Annotated in this window: 13 protein-coding genes; 11 read left to right on the forward strand and 2 right to left on the reverse strand. The window is 59.6% G+C overall.

The window, feature by feature from the left end; genetic code table 11:
• Positions 1 to 15: 15 nt before the first annotated feature.
• Positions 16 to 1,998 carry an ABC1 kinase family protein gene (locus tag JOE56_RS09355; protein ID WP_204515754.1) on the forward strand — a complete coding sequence of 661 codons (1,983 nt, stop codon included), beginning with the start codon at positions 16 to 18 and terminating at the stop codon, positions 1,996 to 1,998.
• Here the strand turns inward: JOE56_RS09355 and JOE56_RS11660 are convergent.
• Entirely contained in the window at positions 1,995 to 3,605 is a 1,611-nt protein-coding gene (locus JOE56_RS11660; protein WP_204515755.1) for a thiamine pyrophosphate-dependent enzyme, read from the reverse strand. The genes JOE56_RS09355 and JOE56_RS11660 overlap by 4 nt on opposite strands.
• Positions 3,606 to 3,630: 25 nt before the next feature.
• Positions 3,631 to 4,602 carry a quinone oxidoreductase family protein gene (locus JOE56_RS09365; protein ID WP_204515756.1) on the reverse strand — a complete coding sequence of 324 codons (972 nt, stop codon included), beginning with the start codon at positions 4,600 to 4,602 and terminating at the stop codon, positions 3,631 to 3,633.
• A 56-nt stretch (positions 4,603 to 4,658) separates the two neighbouring features.
• Between JOE56_RS09365 and argC the strand changes: the two genes are divergently transcribed.
• From argC to JOE56_RS11665, 10 genes are read left to right on the forward strand one after another with little or no spacing between them, the layout of a single operon-like run.
• Positions 4,659 to 5,726 (forward strand): N-acetyl-gamma-glutamyl-phosphate reductase, encoded by a 1,068-nt coding sequence (gene argC / locus JOE56_RS09370; protein WP_204515757.1) that lies wholly within the window; start codon positions 4,659 to 4,661, stop codon positions 5,724 to 5,726.
• Positions 5,723 to 6,895, forward strand: a complete 1,173-nt coding sequence (gene argJ / locus JOE56_RS09375) for a bifunctional glutamate N-acetyltransferase/amino-acid acetyltransferase ArgJ (protein ID WP_204515758.1) — start codon at positions 5,723 to 5,725, stop codon at positions 6,893 to 6,895. Before argC ends, argJ begins: the two co-directional genes overlap by 4 nt.
• A complete protein-coding gene (gene argB, locus JOE56_RS09380) occupies positions 6,892 to 7,785 on the forward strand; it encodes an acetylglutamate kinase (RefSeq protein WP_204515759.1) in 894 nt (297 codons plus the stop codon). Before argJ ends, argB begins: the two co-directional genes overlap by 4 nt.
• Positions 7,782 to 8,957, forward strand: coding sequence for an acetylornithine transaminase (locus JOE56_RS09385; RefSeq protein WP_204515760.1), 1,176 nt, complete (start codon positions 7,782 to 7,784; stop codon positions 8,955 to 8,957). The genes argB and JOE56_RS09385 overlap by 4 nt, the downstream gene beginning before the upstream one ends.
• On the forward strand, positions 8,954 to 9,922 hold the full coding sequence (gene argF / locus JOE56_RS09390) for an ornithine carbamoyltransferase (RefSeq protein WP_204515761.1): 969 nt from the start codon (positions 8,954 to 8,956) through the stop codon (positions 9,920 to 9,922). Before JOE56_RS09385 ends, argF begins: the two co-directional genes overlap by 4 nt.
• A complete protein-coding gene (locus JOE56_RS09395) occupies positions 9,919 to 10,473 on the forward strand; it encodes an arginine repressor (protein ID WP_204515762.1) in 555 nt (184 codons plus the stop codon). The genes argF and JOE56_RS09395 overlap by 4 nt, the downstream gene beginning before the upstream one ends.
• A 2-nt stretch (positions 10,474 to 10,475) precedes the next feature.
• Entirely contained in the window at positions 10,476 to 11,684 is a 1,209-nt protein-coding gene (locus JOE56_RS09400) for an argininosuccinate synthase (protein ID WP_102239601.1), read from the forward strand.
• An 8-nt stretch (positions 11,685 to 11,692) separates the two neighbouring features.
• Positions 11,693 to 13,126: an argininosuccinate lyase gene (gene argH / locus JOE56_RS09405; RefSeq protein WP_204515763.1), complete on the forward strand. Its 1,434-nt coding sequence runs from the start codon at positions 11,693 to 11,695 to the stop codon at positions 13,124 to 13,126.
• 43 nt (positions 13,127 to 13,169) lie between these two features.
• The gene (gene tyrS, locus JOE56_RS09410) at positions 13,170 to 14,462 is read left to right on the forward strand and encodes a tyrosine--tRNA ligase (protein ID WP_204515764.1); all 1,293 of its coding nucleotides are present in this window, start codon (positions 13,170 to 13,172) and stop codon (positions 14,460 to 14,462) included.
• Positions 14,459 to 15,517, forward strand: coding sequence for a CPBP family glutamic-type intramembrane protease (locus JOE56_RS11665; RefSeq protein ID WP_204515765.1), 1,059 nt, complete (start codon positions 14,459 to 14,461; stop codon positions 15,515 to 15,517). Before tyrS ends, JOE56_RS11665 begins: the two co-directional genes overlap by 4 nt.
• Positions 15,518 to 15,844: the final 327 nt, after the last annotated feature.

Raw genomic sequence — 15,844 nt, forward strand, 5'->3', positions numbered from 1 at the left:
AGGGGAAGGATTCTCATGCAAACGATTGTGTGGACCATACTCTTGGGACTACTCAACGCGGTAGTCGTGGGTGTTCTGGTCCGTCGCGTCGTATCCGTGGGTACGGGCATACTTCGCAACACAATCGTGTCCCTGGTGATGGGCATGAGCCTGTGGCCTATCACGCTCCAAGCGTTCGAGATCCTGAAAATTTACGACCACGGCAGTTTCCCCGGCCCCGAAATGGGCTTCGCAGCGATCATGGTGTTCCTGTTGCTCTTCGGCTGGTTCGTGGTTATCCAAATCACGCTACTGCTGGGCATTGAAATCATCATCCCGTCAGGCTCCATGACCAACGTGGTGCGTTCGCTCACCCGGATTCCCGTGCGGTACCGGCGCATGCGAAGACTCGCGCAAATTCAGCGCATCCTCATTCGGTTCGGGCTCGTGAGGTATCTGCGCCCGCGCGTCCCAAGTTTCCGTCTCAACATGCGCGAGATTGCGAAAACGACCGCCGAGGCGTTTGCGGCTGCCGGGGTGACGTTCGTGAAACTGGGGCAGTTCATCGCTACTCGCGCCGATGCCGTCCCCACTGTGTTCGTCGAAGAGTTCTCCAAGCTTCAGTCCGACGTGCCCGCTGTCGATTTCGCTGAAGTGGAATCTGATTTGGAAGAAGAGTGGGGGAGGGGCGTCGACGAGGTTTTTGCGAGTTTCGACCGCACCCCGCTTGCCGCCGCGTCCGTTGCGCAGGTCCATCGGGCGGTCATGCATGACGGGACCGAGGTCGTTGTTAAGGTCCAGCGTCCCAAGATTCGCGCTCAGGTGAGGGCGGACTCCGACATCGTTGTGACCCTGGCTAACCAGATCGAACGGATGGCCGGGTGGGCTAGGAAACTGGGAATTGTGCGCCTGGCTGAAAACTTCGTCGACGCGCTCAACGACGAACTGGACTACCGTGGCGAAGTCGGCAACATGAAGCTGCTTCGCGAATCCGCACTGGAGTCCGGTAGCACACTCATGAGAATCCCGCGAGTGTTCGAAGAGCTGTCCGGCCCCAACGTCATCGTGATGGAACACGTTCACGGCCAAGTCTTGTCAAAGGCCGGGTCTATCGTCGACAACTTGTCCACGATCGCCCGGTACGAACTGGCAGAAGAACTGTTCATCATGATTGCTCGCCAAGTGTTGGTCGACGGCGTGTTCCATTCCGACCTGCACCCAGGAAACATCATTATCGAACCGTCTGGCCGTGGTGGACTGGTCGATTTCGGGTCAGTGGGACACATCGACCGGCGCGACCGCCACGATATCGCAGTGCTCCTCATGGCGTTCGATTCGCAAAACTCCCGTGCGGCAACTCACGCAGTCCTCGACATGCTGGGCACCCCATCCGGCGTAGACGTGCGCGAACTACAGCGCGACATCGGTGAGATCCTCATGTCACTGTCGGGCAACGGGTCCGTGAGCTCCGCGATCGACGAAATGCTTGAATTCTTCCTCCGGGGTGGCTTCTCACTGCCCGGATCCATCGCTCAGGCCCTGCGCGCCCTGGCAACGCTCGAAAGTAGCATCGCCTACATCGACCCCGACATCAACATGCTGGACCTGGCACGCTCCAGAGCCAGTGGCATCATGCGCGAATCCCTGTCCTTAGAAACCGTGCGCAAAGACTCCGAACTGTACGCCCTGACTACGTCATCCCTTGCCTTGGACCTGCCCGCGCAGGTCTCCCGCGTGGTGCGCCACCTGGAGGACGGTAGCTTGGACATCGGCACCTCGGGTGTTGATTTGAGTGCGATCAAGGGTCTGGTCCGCAACGTCGTCGACAAAGGCGTCCAAACCGTTCTCGCCACCGCACTAATTTTGGGTGGTGTGGTCATGATGAGCGCTGACTTTGGCCCACCACTGACCCCAGAACTCAAACTGTTCACCTACTTTGGTGCCTGGGTTCTGCTCACCGGATGCGTACTGGGTGCGTTGGTCTTGGCTCCGTCTTTGCGCCACGAACCAGAAACTTAACCGGCTGTGGTGTAACGTTTCGCGTCAATGTGGATGAGCTGCAGACCGCCAGCTTCTACCGCATTGGCCACTGCGTCTTTGAGTTGCCCGAGGTCGTCCACCCTCACGCCGTGACCTCCGCTGGCCGCGGCCATGAGTGGCCAGTCTGGCTGAGTGAGTTCCACTCCAACGGGGTCAATGCCGGCAGAGATCTCGTTCGTACGGATTTCTCCGTAACCCCCGTTGTCCACCACGATCACTGTAAGGTCTTCGCCCTGTTCTACCACTGTGATGAGTTCTTGCAGACTGAACATAAGTGCCCCGTCACCCACAACAGCAAAAGTGGGGCGGTCCGGTGCACCGATTCGCGCCCCCAGGGCAGCAGGCAGGCCGTAACCCAGAGTCGCATATGTGGCCATATACGGAGTGGAGTTAGGGGTCGTCACTTTGATCGCGTTGAGCAGACCCAAATAACAGATCTGAGACGAGTCCGTGGACACGATCGCGTCGTGCGGAAGCGCAGCAACAATGTCTTCGGCGATCAGCGTGCTTTCCCGCGAAGTCTCCAGGCCTTCAGCGCGTGCAGCCTCCAAAGCTCCTGCGACATCAGCCCGGAAATCACCTGCCGGGCTCGTGACGTCAAGGCCGTCAAGAAGCGCACGCAACGTGGCCTTGGCGTCTCCCACCAGGCCAATGTCAGCCGTGAGATTCTTGCTGATCTGCCCTTCCGCAAGATCAATGCGCACCACGGTTCCCGTGGCTTCCAAGCGTTCGACCCACAGCTCCGCTTCACCGAGCTTCGAGCCCACAACCAGCAGAACATCGGCCGTGCGCGCATACTCGCGTACTTGAGTAAACCGAAGGTTCGCACCCAAGGACAGCGGGTGGTGCTCATCCACGACACCCTTTGCGTTGAGTGTGGTCACGATCGGTGCGCCCAGCGTGTCGACCAATTCGCGCAGTTCCTCCGCGGCACCTCGGGACCCGCCGCCGGCCACAATCACGGGACGTGACGCACCGCGCAAAGCCACACGCGCCTGCTCCAAAAGGGCTTCATCCGTGCATCCCGGACGCTGGTACGTGCGCGCCTCAAGGTCAAGCGAGTTCGCTTGGACCTGCTGTTCCAGAACATCGAGCGGCACCTCAATGTAGGTGGGGCGCGGGCGAGCCGTGGCAAAGCGCTCAAACGCCGCGTGAACCGCTTCCACCGCTTCGCTCGCGCTGGTGACCCGCACCGCGGTTTCGACAATGGCCGCCGCGGCACTGAACTGGTCCTTGGTTTCGTGCAAGGTGCCCTTGTCCGCGAACTCCGCTCCCTGCTCTGGTCCGGGTGCCAAGATGAGCACGGATCGGGATTCGCAGAATGACGTGGCAGCCGCAGACAGTGCGTTGAGAAGTCCCGGTCCCGAGGTGGTAATTACTACCCCCGGAAGTCCCGTCTGGAGGGACCAGCCGTCAGATCCGTAGCCGGCGCCCTGTTCGTGGCGGGTGGTCACTACGCGCATTCCCAAGTCCTTGAGCGACCGGTAGAACTCCAGGTTGTGGGTTCCTGGGATGCCAAAAACGGTGTCGACACCGTAGTTACGAATCGCTGTGAGGATCGCACTGCCTGTGCTGAGTGTGCTCACGTATTCTCTCCTTTGAGTGTGTTGTCTATGCCTTCAAGACCACTTTTCCAGTGGTTTTGCGCCCTTCTAATGCACGGTGAGCATCAGCGGCTTTGTCAAGGGGGAAGGTTGCGCCAACCCGGAATTTCAACCAGCCGTCCTTCAGGCCGGTGAAAAGAACCTCGCTGCGCTCCCGTAGCTCTTCAGGTGTGCGCACAAACCACTGCAACGACGGGCGAGACAAGAAGACACCACCCGCACTGTTCAGGCGCTGCACATCAAACGGAGGAACCTGCCCACTCGCACCGCCAAACACAACAAGTGAACCGCGCACGCGCAGTGAGTCCAGGGACGCGTCGAACGTGTCTTTACCCACGCCGTCATACACCACGTGGACACCTTCACCGTCGCTGAGGTCACGGACAGTCTGGGCGATGTCAACGCCTTCGCCGTACAAGAACACGTGCTGGGCTCCGGCTTCGCGGGCAAGCTGTGCCTTCTCTTCAGTGCTCACGGTGCCAATAACTTTTCCGCCCATGTGCGTAATGAGCTGCGTAAGCAACAGTCCCACGCCTCCGGCGGCCGCGTGAACCAGTGCCGTCTGGCCGGGCTCAATGCGGTGCGAGCCCGTGACCAGGTAGTGCGCGGTGAGTCCCTGCAGAAGAATCGCGGCTGCAGTGTCAAAGTCGATGTCGCCGGGCACGGGGACCAACATGTCTGCCTTGACCGCAACTTTTTGTGCGTATGAACCTGGGGCGTCGTGCCATGCAACGCGGTCTCCCACCTGGACATCCGTGACGCCTTCGCCTATCTGGCTCACCACACCGGCACCTTCAGTGCCCGGAATGTGTGGGAACTGCATGGGGTAGATGCCACTTCGGCGGTAGGTGTCGATGAAGTTCATACCAGTGGCTTTGACGTCGACAAGTACCTCGCCTTCTCCCGGGGTGGGGTCGTCTACTTCGACGTACTCCAGGACTTCTGGTCCTCCTGGGCGCTGTGCCTGTACCGCGTACATGTTCCTCCAATCCAGCTCACGTGAATAAAATTCGGCTGTGATGTATAGTTATTCATATGAAGACTTTTTCCGTCGCCGTCTCCGGTGCGACCGGATATGCCGGTGGCGAAATGCTGAGGCTACTTTCGGCACACCCATGTGCAAACGTAACAACAGTCTGTGGCCATTCTACTGCCGGTTCACTCCTCGGAAACCACCAGCCACACCTGCGCGAATACGCGCATATGGAGATCCAACCGTCCACCGCCCAGGTGCTCGCCGGGCATGACGTCGTTGTCCTGGCGCTCCCACACGGGGCCAGCGGGGAAATCGCTACTGAGCTGGAAAAACTCTCACCGGACACCCTCATCCTTGACTTGGCTGCAGACCATCGCCTCGAGTCAGCTCAGGCCTGGCAGGCGTACTACAAGTCTGAACACCAAGGAACCTGGACGTACGGTCTCCCTGAACTGCTGCGTGCCCAAGGCTCCACGCAACGCGAACTCCTTGCCCAGGCCCGCCGTATTGCAGTACCCGGTTGTAACGTCACCGCGATCACGCTGGCCGTACAACCACTTATCAAAGCTGGTCTCATCGACCACACCGCCCTCACTGCAGTTCTTGCCAACGGAGTCTCCGGGGCGGGTAAAGCCCTCAAGCCACACCTGCTGGCCGGCGAAATCCTAGGCAACGCGAGCCCGTACGCAGTAGGCGGCACCCACCGCCACATTCCCGAAATTGAACAAAACCTCGCCCACGTGATCGGCGAGGACGTTGCGCAATCCACCACGCGCATCACCTTCACCCCCACCCTGGTACCCATGGCGCGCGGAATCCTGGCAACCGTGTCCGCACCCACCCACACGTCGGCCAACCAGATCACCCAAACCCTGGCTGACGCGTATGAAGCCGAACCCTTCGTGACCGTCCTGCCTCACGATCAGTGGCCAAGCACCTCGGCTACGGCAGGCGCCCACACCGCGCACCTGCAAGCCACCGTGGACGAACGCGCCGGAACCGCGATCGTTGTGTGCGCGCTCGACAACCTGGTCCGTGGCACCGCCGGACAAGCGATCCAAAGCATGAACTTGGCATTGGGCCTGGACGAAACAACTGGCCTCACACAGCAAGGAGTGGCACCGTGACCGTAACTTCACCACGCGGATTCCGCGCATCAGGAGTCACCGCGGGACTCAAACCCAGCGGTCACCCGGATCTGGCTCTCGTCGTCAACGACGGCCCCCAGCGCGCCGTGGCCGCGGTGTACACGTCCAACCGATGCAAGGCCAACCCCGTTCTGTTCTCCCAAAAAGTCACCGCAGGTGGCGGGGCTCGTGCCGTTGTCCTCAACTCCGGGGGCGCCAACTGCTTTACCGGCCAGTTTGGGTATGAAACCACTGAGATGACCGCCGCCGAGGTCGCCGCCGGCCTGACAGCGACCGGCAACGAACCCGTGACGGCCAGCGATATCGTGGTCTGTTCGACCGGCCTGATTGGGGTGGGGGACCAGACGTGGCGCGACACTCTTCTGGGTGGAATCACGCCCGCGATCAACGCGCTGAGCACCACCGGAGGAGAAGACGCCGCCCGGGCCATCATGACCACCGACACCGTTCCCAAGAACATCGAGGTGTCCGTGGGCGACTGCACAATCGGCGGAATCGCCAAGGGCGCCGGAATGCTGGCACCTGCGCTCGCCACCATGCTCGTGGTGCTCACCACCGACGCCCAACTGACCCCTGAAGAACTCGACTCCGCGCTGCGCCACGCAACCGCCCGAAGCTTCGACAGGCTCGACTCAGACGCATGCATGTCAACCAACGACACCGTGCTCCTCATGAGCTCAGGCGCCAGCGGTGTTCACCCCGACCTCGACGCCTTCACTCAAGCACTTACCGAGGCCTGCCAAGACCTAGCCCGCCAACTCATGAGCGACGCGGAAGGTGCGGCCCACAACATCGCGATTACCACCTCGGGAGCGGCCAGCGAAGCCGACGCCGTGGAAGTCTCCCGGGCCGTGTCCCGCTCCAACCTGTTCAAAACCGCCATCTTCGGTGAGGACCCCAACTGGGGCCGGATCGTGGCGCAGGTGGGAACCACCTCGGCGGAATTTGACCCAGCAAACATCGACGTGACGGTCAACGGGGTTCCCGTGTGCGTGGCATCCGGCCCGCACGCCGACCCCCAAAGCGTGGTTTTCACCCGCGACGTGACCGTGGACATCAACCTCAACGCAGGCGACCACCAGGCCACCGTGTGGACCAACGACCTCACCCACCAGTACGTCGAAGAGAACAGCGCATACTCGTCATGACACAACTTTCACCCGCCCAGCGCGTGGCCCGCGCGCAGATCAAAGCCTCAACGCTCACCGAGGCGCTGCCGTGGATCAAGAAGTTTTCCGGCGCCACCATCGTCATCAAATACGGTGGCAACGCCATGATTTCCCACGAACTCCAGCAGTCGTTCGCTGACGACGTGGCCTTCTTGCGGTTCGCTGGGATCCGCCCCATCGTAGTCCACGGGGGCGGCCCGCAAATTGGGGCAATGCTGGATAGGTTGGGTATCCCCAGTGAGTTTGTTGACGGGCAGCGGGTGACCAGTCCCGAGGCGGCCGTCGTCAGCCGTATGGTGCTGGCTGGGCAGGTCAACCGCGACATTGTTTCGCGCATCAACCAAAACGGAGATGCAGCCGTTGGGCTGTCCGGAGAAGACGCTGACCTGCTGTTGGCACGTCCCGTCGAACGCACCGAACTGGGGCGCGTGGGCAACATTGAAGCGGTCAACACGCAGGTACTCAATGAGCTATTGGACCAGGGCCGGGTTCCTGTCGTGTGCTCAATTGCAGCTGAAGTTGGTGGCGAACCCGGCATGCCACTGAACATCAACGCCGACCTGGCGGCCGCAGCGATCGCTAAGCACATGAAGGCGGACAAGTTCATCATGCTCACCGATGTTCCAGGCCTGTACGCCAACTGGCCCGACACCGACAGCCTCATCAGCGAAATCACTGCGCAGGAACTACGTGAACTGTTGCCGTCACTCGATGCGGGCATGATCCCCAAAATGACGGCCGCACTGGAAGCCGTCGATGCGGGTGTCAACCAAGTCCACGTCGTAGACGGACGAACCGCCCACTCGATTTTGCTCGAAGTCTTTACCGACGAAGGAATCGGAACCATGGTGCTAGGAGGCGACGCATGACCTGGCAAGACGAACACAGCAACGCAATCCTGCCCGCACTGGGCAAACCGCAGCTCAAGCTGGTGCGCGGCGACGGAGCCTACGTGTGGGACTCCGAAGGTAAGCAGTACCTGGATTTCCTCGCAGGAATCGCGGTCAACTCATTAGGACACGCACACCCTGACCTGGTGAAAGCCGTGAGCAACCAGATGCTCACACTGGGCCACATCTCGAACTACTTCGCATCCGATCCGCAGATCGAGCTCGCGCATGCACTGCTCAAGGTAGCGAACGCGCCCCGAGGCTCGTCGGTGTACTTCTCTAACTCCGGATCAGAAGCCAACGAAGCGGCGCTGAAAATCGCGCGTAAAACCGGACGCCCAAAAATCGTGGCCGTCGAAGGCGGATTCCACGGACGAACCCTTGGCTCACTTTCCGTGACCCACAAACCCGCCTACCGTGAACCTTTCAACCCACTCCTCCCAGGAGTCGAGCACGTTCCGCACGGTGACATCGACGCGCTTACCCGCGCCATCGACGACACCTGCGCAGCCGTCATCATCGAACCCATCCAAGGTGAAGCAGGGGTCCGTCCCCACCCGGCCGGCTACCTGACAGCGGCACGGGAGGCCACCTCGGCGGCCGGAGCTCTTCTCATCCTTGACGAAGTCCAGACCGGGATTGGACGCACCGGATACTGGTACGCCTTCCAGAACCCAGACATTGGGGAAGGGGTCGTGCCAGACGTGGTGACCTCGGCTAAAGGGATTGGCGGAGGAATTCCACTTGCCGCGACCCTCACATTCGGGACGGCCGTGACGAAACTCTTGGCACCTGGCGAACACGGCTCCACCTACAGTGGTAACCCTGTCGCAACCGCAGCCGGACTCGCCGTTCTCAACGTCATCGAACGCGACGGACTACTAGAACACGTCCGTGAAACCGGCAAACACCTGCGCAACAGCCTCGAAAACCAGGGTGGCATCACCGGCGTTCGGGGCAGTGGCCTTCTGCTCTCATTCGAATCCAACGGGGGAGCGAAAGCCTTTGCGACCTCGGCGCTTACACACGGAATCATCGTCAACCCGGCCACCCCGGAGCGAGTCCGCATCGCGCCACCACTTATTGTGACTAGTAGCCAGATCGATGAGTTCATCCACTCGATTCCACAGATTCTTCAGGACATCGCATGACCAGACACTTCCTCAAAGACACCGACCTCAGCCCGGCCGAACTCAACGAAGTACTCGATCTGGCCGCTGAACTCAAAGCCAACCCGTACTCACACAAGCCGTACGCCGGGCCCCAGACAGTTGCGATCATTTTCGACAAGACCTCAACCCGCACACGCGTGTCCTTTGCCGCGGGTGTCGCCGCACTGGGTGGCCAGCCACTCATCATCAACCCCGGTGAATCCCAAATCGGGCACAAAGAAACCATCGAGGACTCCGCGCGCGTCATGTCGTCCATGACGTCCACGATCGTGTGGCGCACCTTCGCCCACGAAGGACTTCAAAAGATGGCGCAGAACTCCACAGTGCCCGTCATCAACGCGCTGTGCGACGACTACCACCCGTGCCAACTGCTGGCAGACCTGCTCACGATCCGTGAACACCGGTCAACCGGTGAGGGAAACGGGCTCGCGGGCCTGACCTTGAGCTACTTTGGTGACGGTGCCAACAACATGGCCCACTCGTACGCACTAGCCTGCGTCAACGCCGGAATGCACGTGCGCATCGCAGCGCCAGAGGGCTACCACCCAGCCACCCACGTACTTAACGAAGCACGTGAACTTGCCACCCAAACCGGCGGAAGCGTCACTGTCACAACAGACGCACAGGAAGCCGCCTCGGGCGCAAACATCCTGGTCACCGACACATGGGTATCCATGGGGCAGGACGCCCACGGGCGCAACGACGCCCAGTCGCCCTTCACCCCCTACACCGTCACGCAGGAACTCATGGACTTGGGCGATAACCCCATCTTCATGCACTGCCTGCCCGCATACCGCGGATACGAAGTGAGCGCAGAGGTCATCGACGGCCCCCAGTCGGTCGTGTTTGATGAAGCCGAAAACCGCCTGCACGCACAAAAGGCCCTCATGGCGTGGCTCATGGCGCAATCGCAGGGGAGTGGCGAACAGGGGAGTGGCGCGTGAGTAAAAACGGGGCCAGTGACACAAACGAAACCAATGGCGTCGCGAACGCGATTCCCGGAACAAAAGCCGCCCGGCACGCTCTGCTGATCGACATCATTCGACGCAACCACGTGCGCTCACAGACTGAACTCATCGAGCTTCTGGCCGGCACCGGAATCGCAGTCACCCAGGCGACCCTGTCTCGCGATCTGGTGGAGCTGGGCGCCATCAAAGTGCGCACACCGGAAGGTAGCGCATACGCTGTTCCCGGTGAAGGAGGCGACCGCTCCCTTGAGCAAGGGGTCAAAGGGCACGTCCTGGACGCGAAACTTCAGCGGCACTTAGAAGAACTGCTGGTGTCGGCCACATGGTCGGCGAACCTCGCAGTGCTGCGCACCCCGCCAGGAGCGGCCCAGTTCCTCGCCTCCACGATCGACCATTCGGTGATTCCCGAAATCATCGGCACAATCGCCGGCGACGACACAGTTCTCATCATTTCAGCAGACCCACAAGGTGGAAAAGACATTGCCAACCAGTTCATTTGCCTGGCTGGCGCGGAAGACAAGGAGTAAACATGACTGAACGTATTGTTCTTGCATATTCGGGTGGTCTGGACACGTCCGTGGCTATTGGGTGGATCCAGGAAGCTACCGGCGCCGAGGTCGTTGCAATGGCCGTGGATGTGGGCCAGGGTGGCGAAGACCTGGATACGATCCGTCAGCGCGCGTTGGACTGTGGTGCCGTTGAGGCCTACGTCGCCGATGCGCGTGACGAGTTCGCAAACGAATACTGCATGCCAGGGCTGAAGGCAAACACGCTGTACATGGGGGCTTACCCAAACGTGTCGGCCCTGTCGCGTCCCGTGATCGCCAAGCACCTGGTGGCAGCAGCCAAGCAGTTCGGTGCATCGACGGTATCCCACGGATGCACCGGTAAAGGTAACGACCAAGTGCGTTTCGAAGTGGCGATTACGTCGCTTGCTCCCGAGCTCAAGACCATTGCACCCGTGCGTGACCTGGCCCTGACCCGTGAGGCTGCTATTGAGTACGCAGAACGCAACGAACTGCCCATCGTCACCACCAAGAACAACCCGTTCTCAATCGACCAGAACGTGTGGGGACGTGCAGTTGAAACTGGGTTCCTCGAAGACATCTGGAACGGCCCCACCAAGGATGTATACGACTACACCGACGACCCGGCATTCCCACCACCGGCCGACGAACTCATCATCACCTTCGAAAAGGGAATCCCTGTGGCCATCGACGGCAACGCCGTGACCCCACTCGAAGCGATCATGCAACTCAACGAACGTGCCGGACGTCAGGGAATCGGGCGTATCGACATCGTCGAAGACCGCCTCGTGGGAATTAAGAGCCGCGAAGTGTACGAAGCACCCGGTGCCATGACCCTGATCGCTGCTCACCAAGAGCTCGAAAACATCACCTTGGAACGCGAACAGGCACGCTTCAAGCGCACGGTTGACCAGCGCTGGACCGAACTTGTCTACGACGGCCAGTGGTTCTCAGAACTCAAGGGCAGCCTCGACGCGTTCATCGACGACACCCAGGAACACGTATCCGGTGACATCCGCATGATCCTGCACGGCGGACGCGCAACCGTCACTGGTCGTCGTTCAGAAAACACCCTGTACGACTTCAACCTGGCCACCTACGATGAAGGCCAGTCCTTCGACCAGTCAGCAGCGCGCGGTTTCATCGACATTTACGGTCTGTCCTCAAAGCAGGCCACCGCACGTAACCAGCGCTTGGGCTACTCACACTAAGGAGAACTATGACCGGCATCAGCCTGTGGGGTGGACGCTTCGCAGACGGCCCCGACGACGCACTAGCAAAACTGTCAAAGTCCACCGACTTTGACTGGCGACTCGCCAGCTACGACCTCGCCGGATCACGTGCTCACGCACGCGTTCTGCACGCAACCGGGCTTCTGGACGAAGACGAACTTCGCGGAATGCTTAGTGCACTGGACGAACTGGAAGCGCGCGTGAACTCCGGGGAGTTCGTGCCCGACGAAGGTGATGAAGACGTCCACTCCGCGCTGGAAAACGGTCTTCTCCAGATTGCCGGTCAGCAACTGGGTGGCAAATTGCGTGCCGGGCGGTCGCGTAACGACCAAATCGCCACCATGGGGCGTATGTACCTGCGCGACTCGGCACGCATTATCTCCTCCCTCGTGTTGGACACGGTTGAGGCCCTGATTGAACAAGCCCAGGCGCATATCGACGCGCCTATGCCTGGGCGCACGCACCTGCAGCACGCGCAGCCCGTTCTGCTGGCACACCAGCTACTGGCCCACGCGTGGCCGCTCATGCGTGACGTGGACCGTCTGATCGACTTCGACAAGCGCGCAGACGTATCCGCGTACGGTTCGGGTGCGCTTGCCGGCTCATCGCTGGGACTTAACCCGCAAGCTGTGGCTGCTGAGCTTGGATTCAGCGACTCAGTAGAAAACTCGATCGACGGAACCGCCAGCCGCGATGTCTTCGCAGAATTCGCGTTCTGCGCGGCCATGATCGGGGTGGACCTGTCGCGTCTGAGTGAAGAAATCATTGTGTGGGCAACCGCAGAGTTTGGCTTCGTCAAACTCGACGACCGGTTCTCCACTGGATCTTCGATCATGCCTCAAAAGAAGAACCCGGACGTGGCAGAGCTCGCGCGCGGAAAGGCCGGGCGTCTCATCGGTGACCTCACCGGTCTTTTGGCAACACTCAAGGCTCAGCCACTGGCATACAACCGTGACCTGCAGGAAGACAAAGAGCCAGTGTTCGACCAAGTCGACACACTCACGCTTCTGCTTCCAGCTTTCACCGGAATGGTCGCCACCCTGAAGTTCAACACCGAACGCATGGCGCATTTGGCGCCGCGCGGGTTCGCACTTGCCACTGACGTTGCCGAATGGTTGGTGCGTCAAGGAGTTCCATTCCGTGTGGCACACGAACTGTCAGGTGCCGCCGTGAAACTGGCCGAATCCCGTGGTGTCGAACTGTGGGACTTAAGCGATGACGACTACGCAAGCATTTCTGAGCACTACAACTCGGACGTGCGTAGCGTGCTGACCACCCTGGGGTCGATCAACTCGCGCAACGCCAAGGGAGGAACCGCTCAGTCGGCTGTTGAACAACAACTTTCCAACGCCCGAGCGGAACTGGCGCGCCTCCGAGAATTCGGGGCAACCACCTCGGGCGGATCAGCTGGATTAGACTGAGCACTGTCATGCAGAATGGCAACAGGAAGTAGGAAAGGTAACCGTGGACATTTTTAGTGACCTAGTCAAGCGTGAGCTTGTCGCTCAGACGACCGACGAAGATGCTTTGCGCAAAGCACTGTCAGAAGAGTCACTGAAGTTCTATGTGGGCTTCGACCCCACCGCTCCCAGCCTTCACATGGGTAACCTTGTCCAGATTCTTATTGCCAGGCGCCTGCAGGCGGCCGGACACACGCCTTTCATGTTGGTGGGTGGGGCTACCGGGCTGATCGGTGACCCTCGGATGACGTCTGAGCGTTCACTCAACCCGCGTGACGTCGTCGAAGGGTGGGTCGAAAAAATTCGAGCCCAGATCCAGCCGTTCCTCGATTTTGAGGGCCCCAACGCCGCCACCATGGTCAACAACTACGACTGGACCGGCGACATCAGTGTGCTCGACTTCTTGCGCGATGTGGGTAAACACTTCTCAGTCAACCGCATGCTCGCAAAAGAAGCGGTGTCTGCTCGGTTGAATTCGGACGCGGGAATTTCGTTCACCGAATTTGCCTACCAGCTGCTCCAAGGAAACGACTACCTCGAGCTCTACCGTCGCTACGGAATCACCCTCCAAACCGGTGGTTCCGACCAGTGGGGCAACCTGACGAGTGGGGCTGACCTGATTCGTCGCGTCGAACGAACCAGTGTCCACGCGATGTCCATCAAACTCATCACAAAAGCTGACGGAACCAAGTTCGGTAAAACGGAAACCGGCACCGTGTGGCTTGACCCCGCACTGACCAGTCCATACGCATTCAGCCAGTTCTGGCTCAACACCGCCGACGCTGACGCCCCGGGCTACCTCAAAGTGTTCTCGCTTCGTGAACTCGACGAAATCAACGACATCATCGAACAGTTCAAAGAAGCTCCCCACACGCGGCTTGTGCAGAAAACACTCGCGCGAGATGTTACAGAGCTCGTGCATGGAAAAGAAGCCACTGACCAGGCCTTTGCCGCCGCCGACGCTTTGTTCGGACGCGGGGAACTCACCGAACTTGACGAACCTACGATTGCAGGCGCCACCTCGGCCCTTCCTGGAACCGACATTGACTCAGCTGCCCTAGCAGCCGGCATCAACGTCGTTGACCTGTTCGTCGATGCGTTCGCTCAGACTGGACAGCTCAAATCAAAGGGCGAAGTACGTAAAGCGATCCAGCAGGGTGGCGCGTACATCAACAACGTCAAGGTCGAATCCGAAGACCATATGATGACCGCGGACCAATTCCTGGCCGCAGGCGATCACGCGGTGGCACTCCTACGACGTGGAAAGAAGACGCTCGCAGTAGCATGTCTGCGGTGAAAAAGTTCGACAACGGTGCCCAGGCCCTTCCGGTTAGTGGAAAGGCCATCGGACTGTATGTCGTTCTTGCGCTAGCACTCGCATGGCTCGTGACGTTGCCCATCTGGTTGATGGGGATCGATCTGTCGCCCACACTTCCTGCGGTCAAAGAAACCGGGGACCCGGGGTCCGGCCCTATGCCCACGGAAGAAGAACAGTTCACGCAGAGCCTGGTCGCGCAGGCGTGCGGCATTGCCATGATGTTCACGCCCGGCATTGCCGCAGTGATCACACTGTTGGTCAGTGGCGTGAAGTTTTCCCGCGTATTTCCGCTGTTGGGGGCCAGTCGACCAGTGGACGTGCCAGGGTTTGGTCCGCGTGTAGCAGGAAACTGGCCATACGTTCGTCGACTTCTCATGGGGCTTGTGGCAACGCTGTGCGTGAGCTTACTCATCGCGCTTGTTATCACTATTGCGACACCCGTGTGGCCGGCGAACGGACATACTCTGGCACACCAGTCAGCATCGGCCTTGGGCATTCCTCTTGCGCTTTTCTTAGTACTGCAGTTCGCGCAAATTCCTGTGGGTGCCATCTTCAACGCACTACCGGCAGTGGGGGAGGAGCTGGGTTGGCGCGGTTATTTGTACCCTGCGTTGACTCAGCGCTTTGGCTTCATGTGGGCTGTGGTCATAGGCGGTGCGATCTGGGGGCTGTGGCATGCTCCCATGATCATGATGGGGTACAACTTTGGGTTGTTCGGACTGCCCGGCGTGGCACTCATGATGGTTTCGTGCATGGGCTTAGGTGCGTTGTTTGCCTACCTGTACGGCGCATCAGGTTCCATTTGGGTTCCAGCGCTTGCCCACGGCCTCTTCAACGCGGCAGCTGGAATCACGTTGCTGTTCTGGCCAGCCGGTACACCATTCAACGGCGTAATTGCGTCAGCTCTTGGTGTGTGGTCCCTTGTAGTTTTGCTCCCTCTTGGTGTCGCTCTCGTATGGCGCGTAGCGAGGTATTCGGGGCCCGCAGAAAAAAGTGGGCAAAACGACTTGCAAACCTCAGGCGAATCGGTATAGAGTTTTCAACGTTGCTCTCAGCGAGGTAACGAGCTAGAGAGCCGAATCTTACTCCAGATCAACTCGATCGCAGCATGTTTCAGATCACTTAAAACTGAAGTTGCAAAGCTGTCTCGAATGGTATAGAGTAAAGATCCGTCGCCAAGGCGAACAACTCACTACGAGCGAGTGAAGCCCTGGTGAACAAAACCACCTTTAGCGTGAGCCGGCTGTGTGTTGGTGAGTGTTTTTGTGTGTGTGTTCTTTTTCAACTCAATAGCGTGTTTGTTTGTTTTTGTGATGCCAGTTTATTTTATTTTTTCTGGTTCTCAGATTGATTTGGCTTGA

This window comes from Brevibacterium paucivorans, assembly GCF_016907735.1.
Lineage (GTDB): Bacteria > Actinomycetota > Actinomycetes > Actinomycetales > Brevibacteriaceae > Brevibacterium > Brevibacterium paucivorans.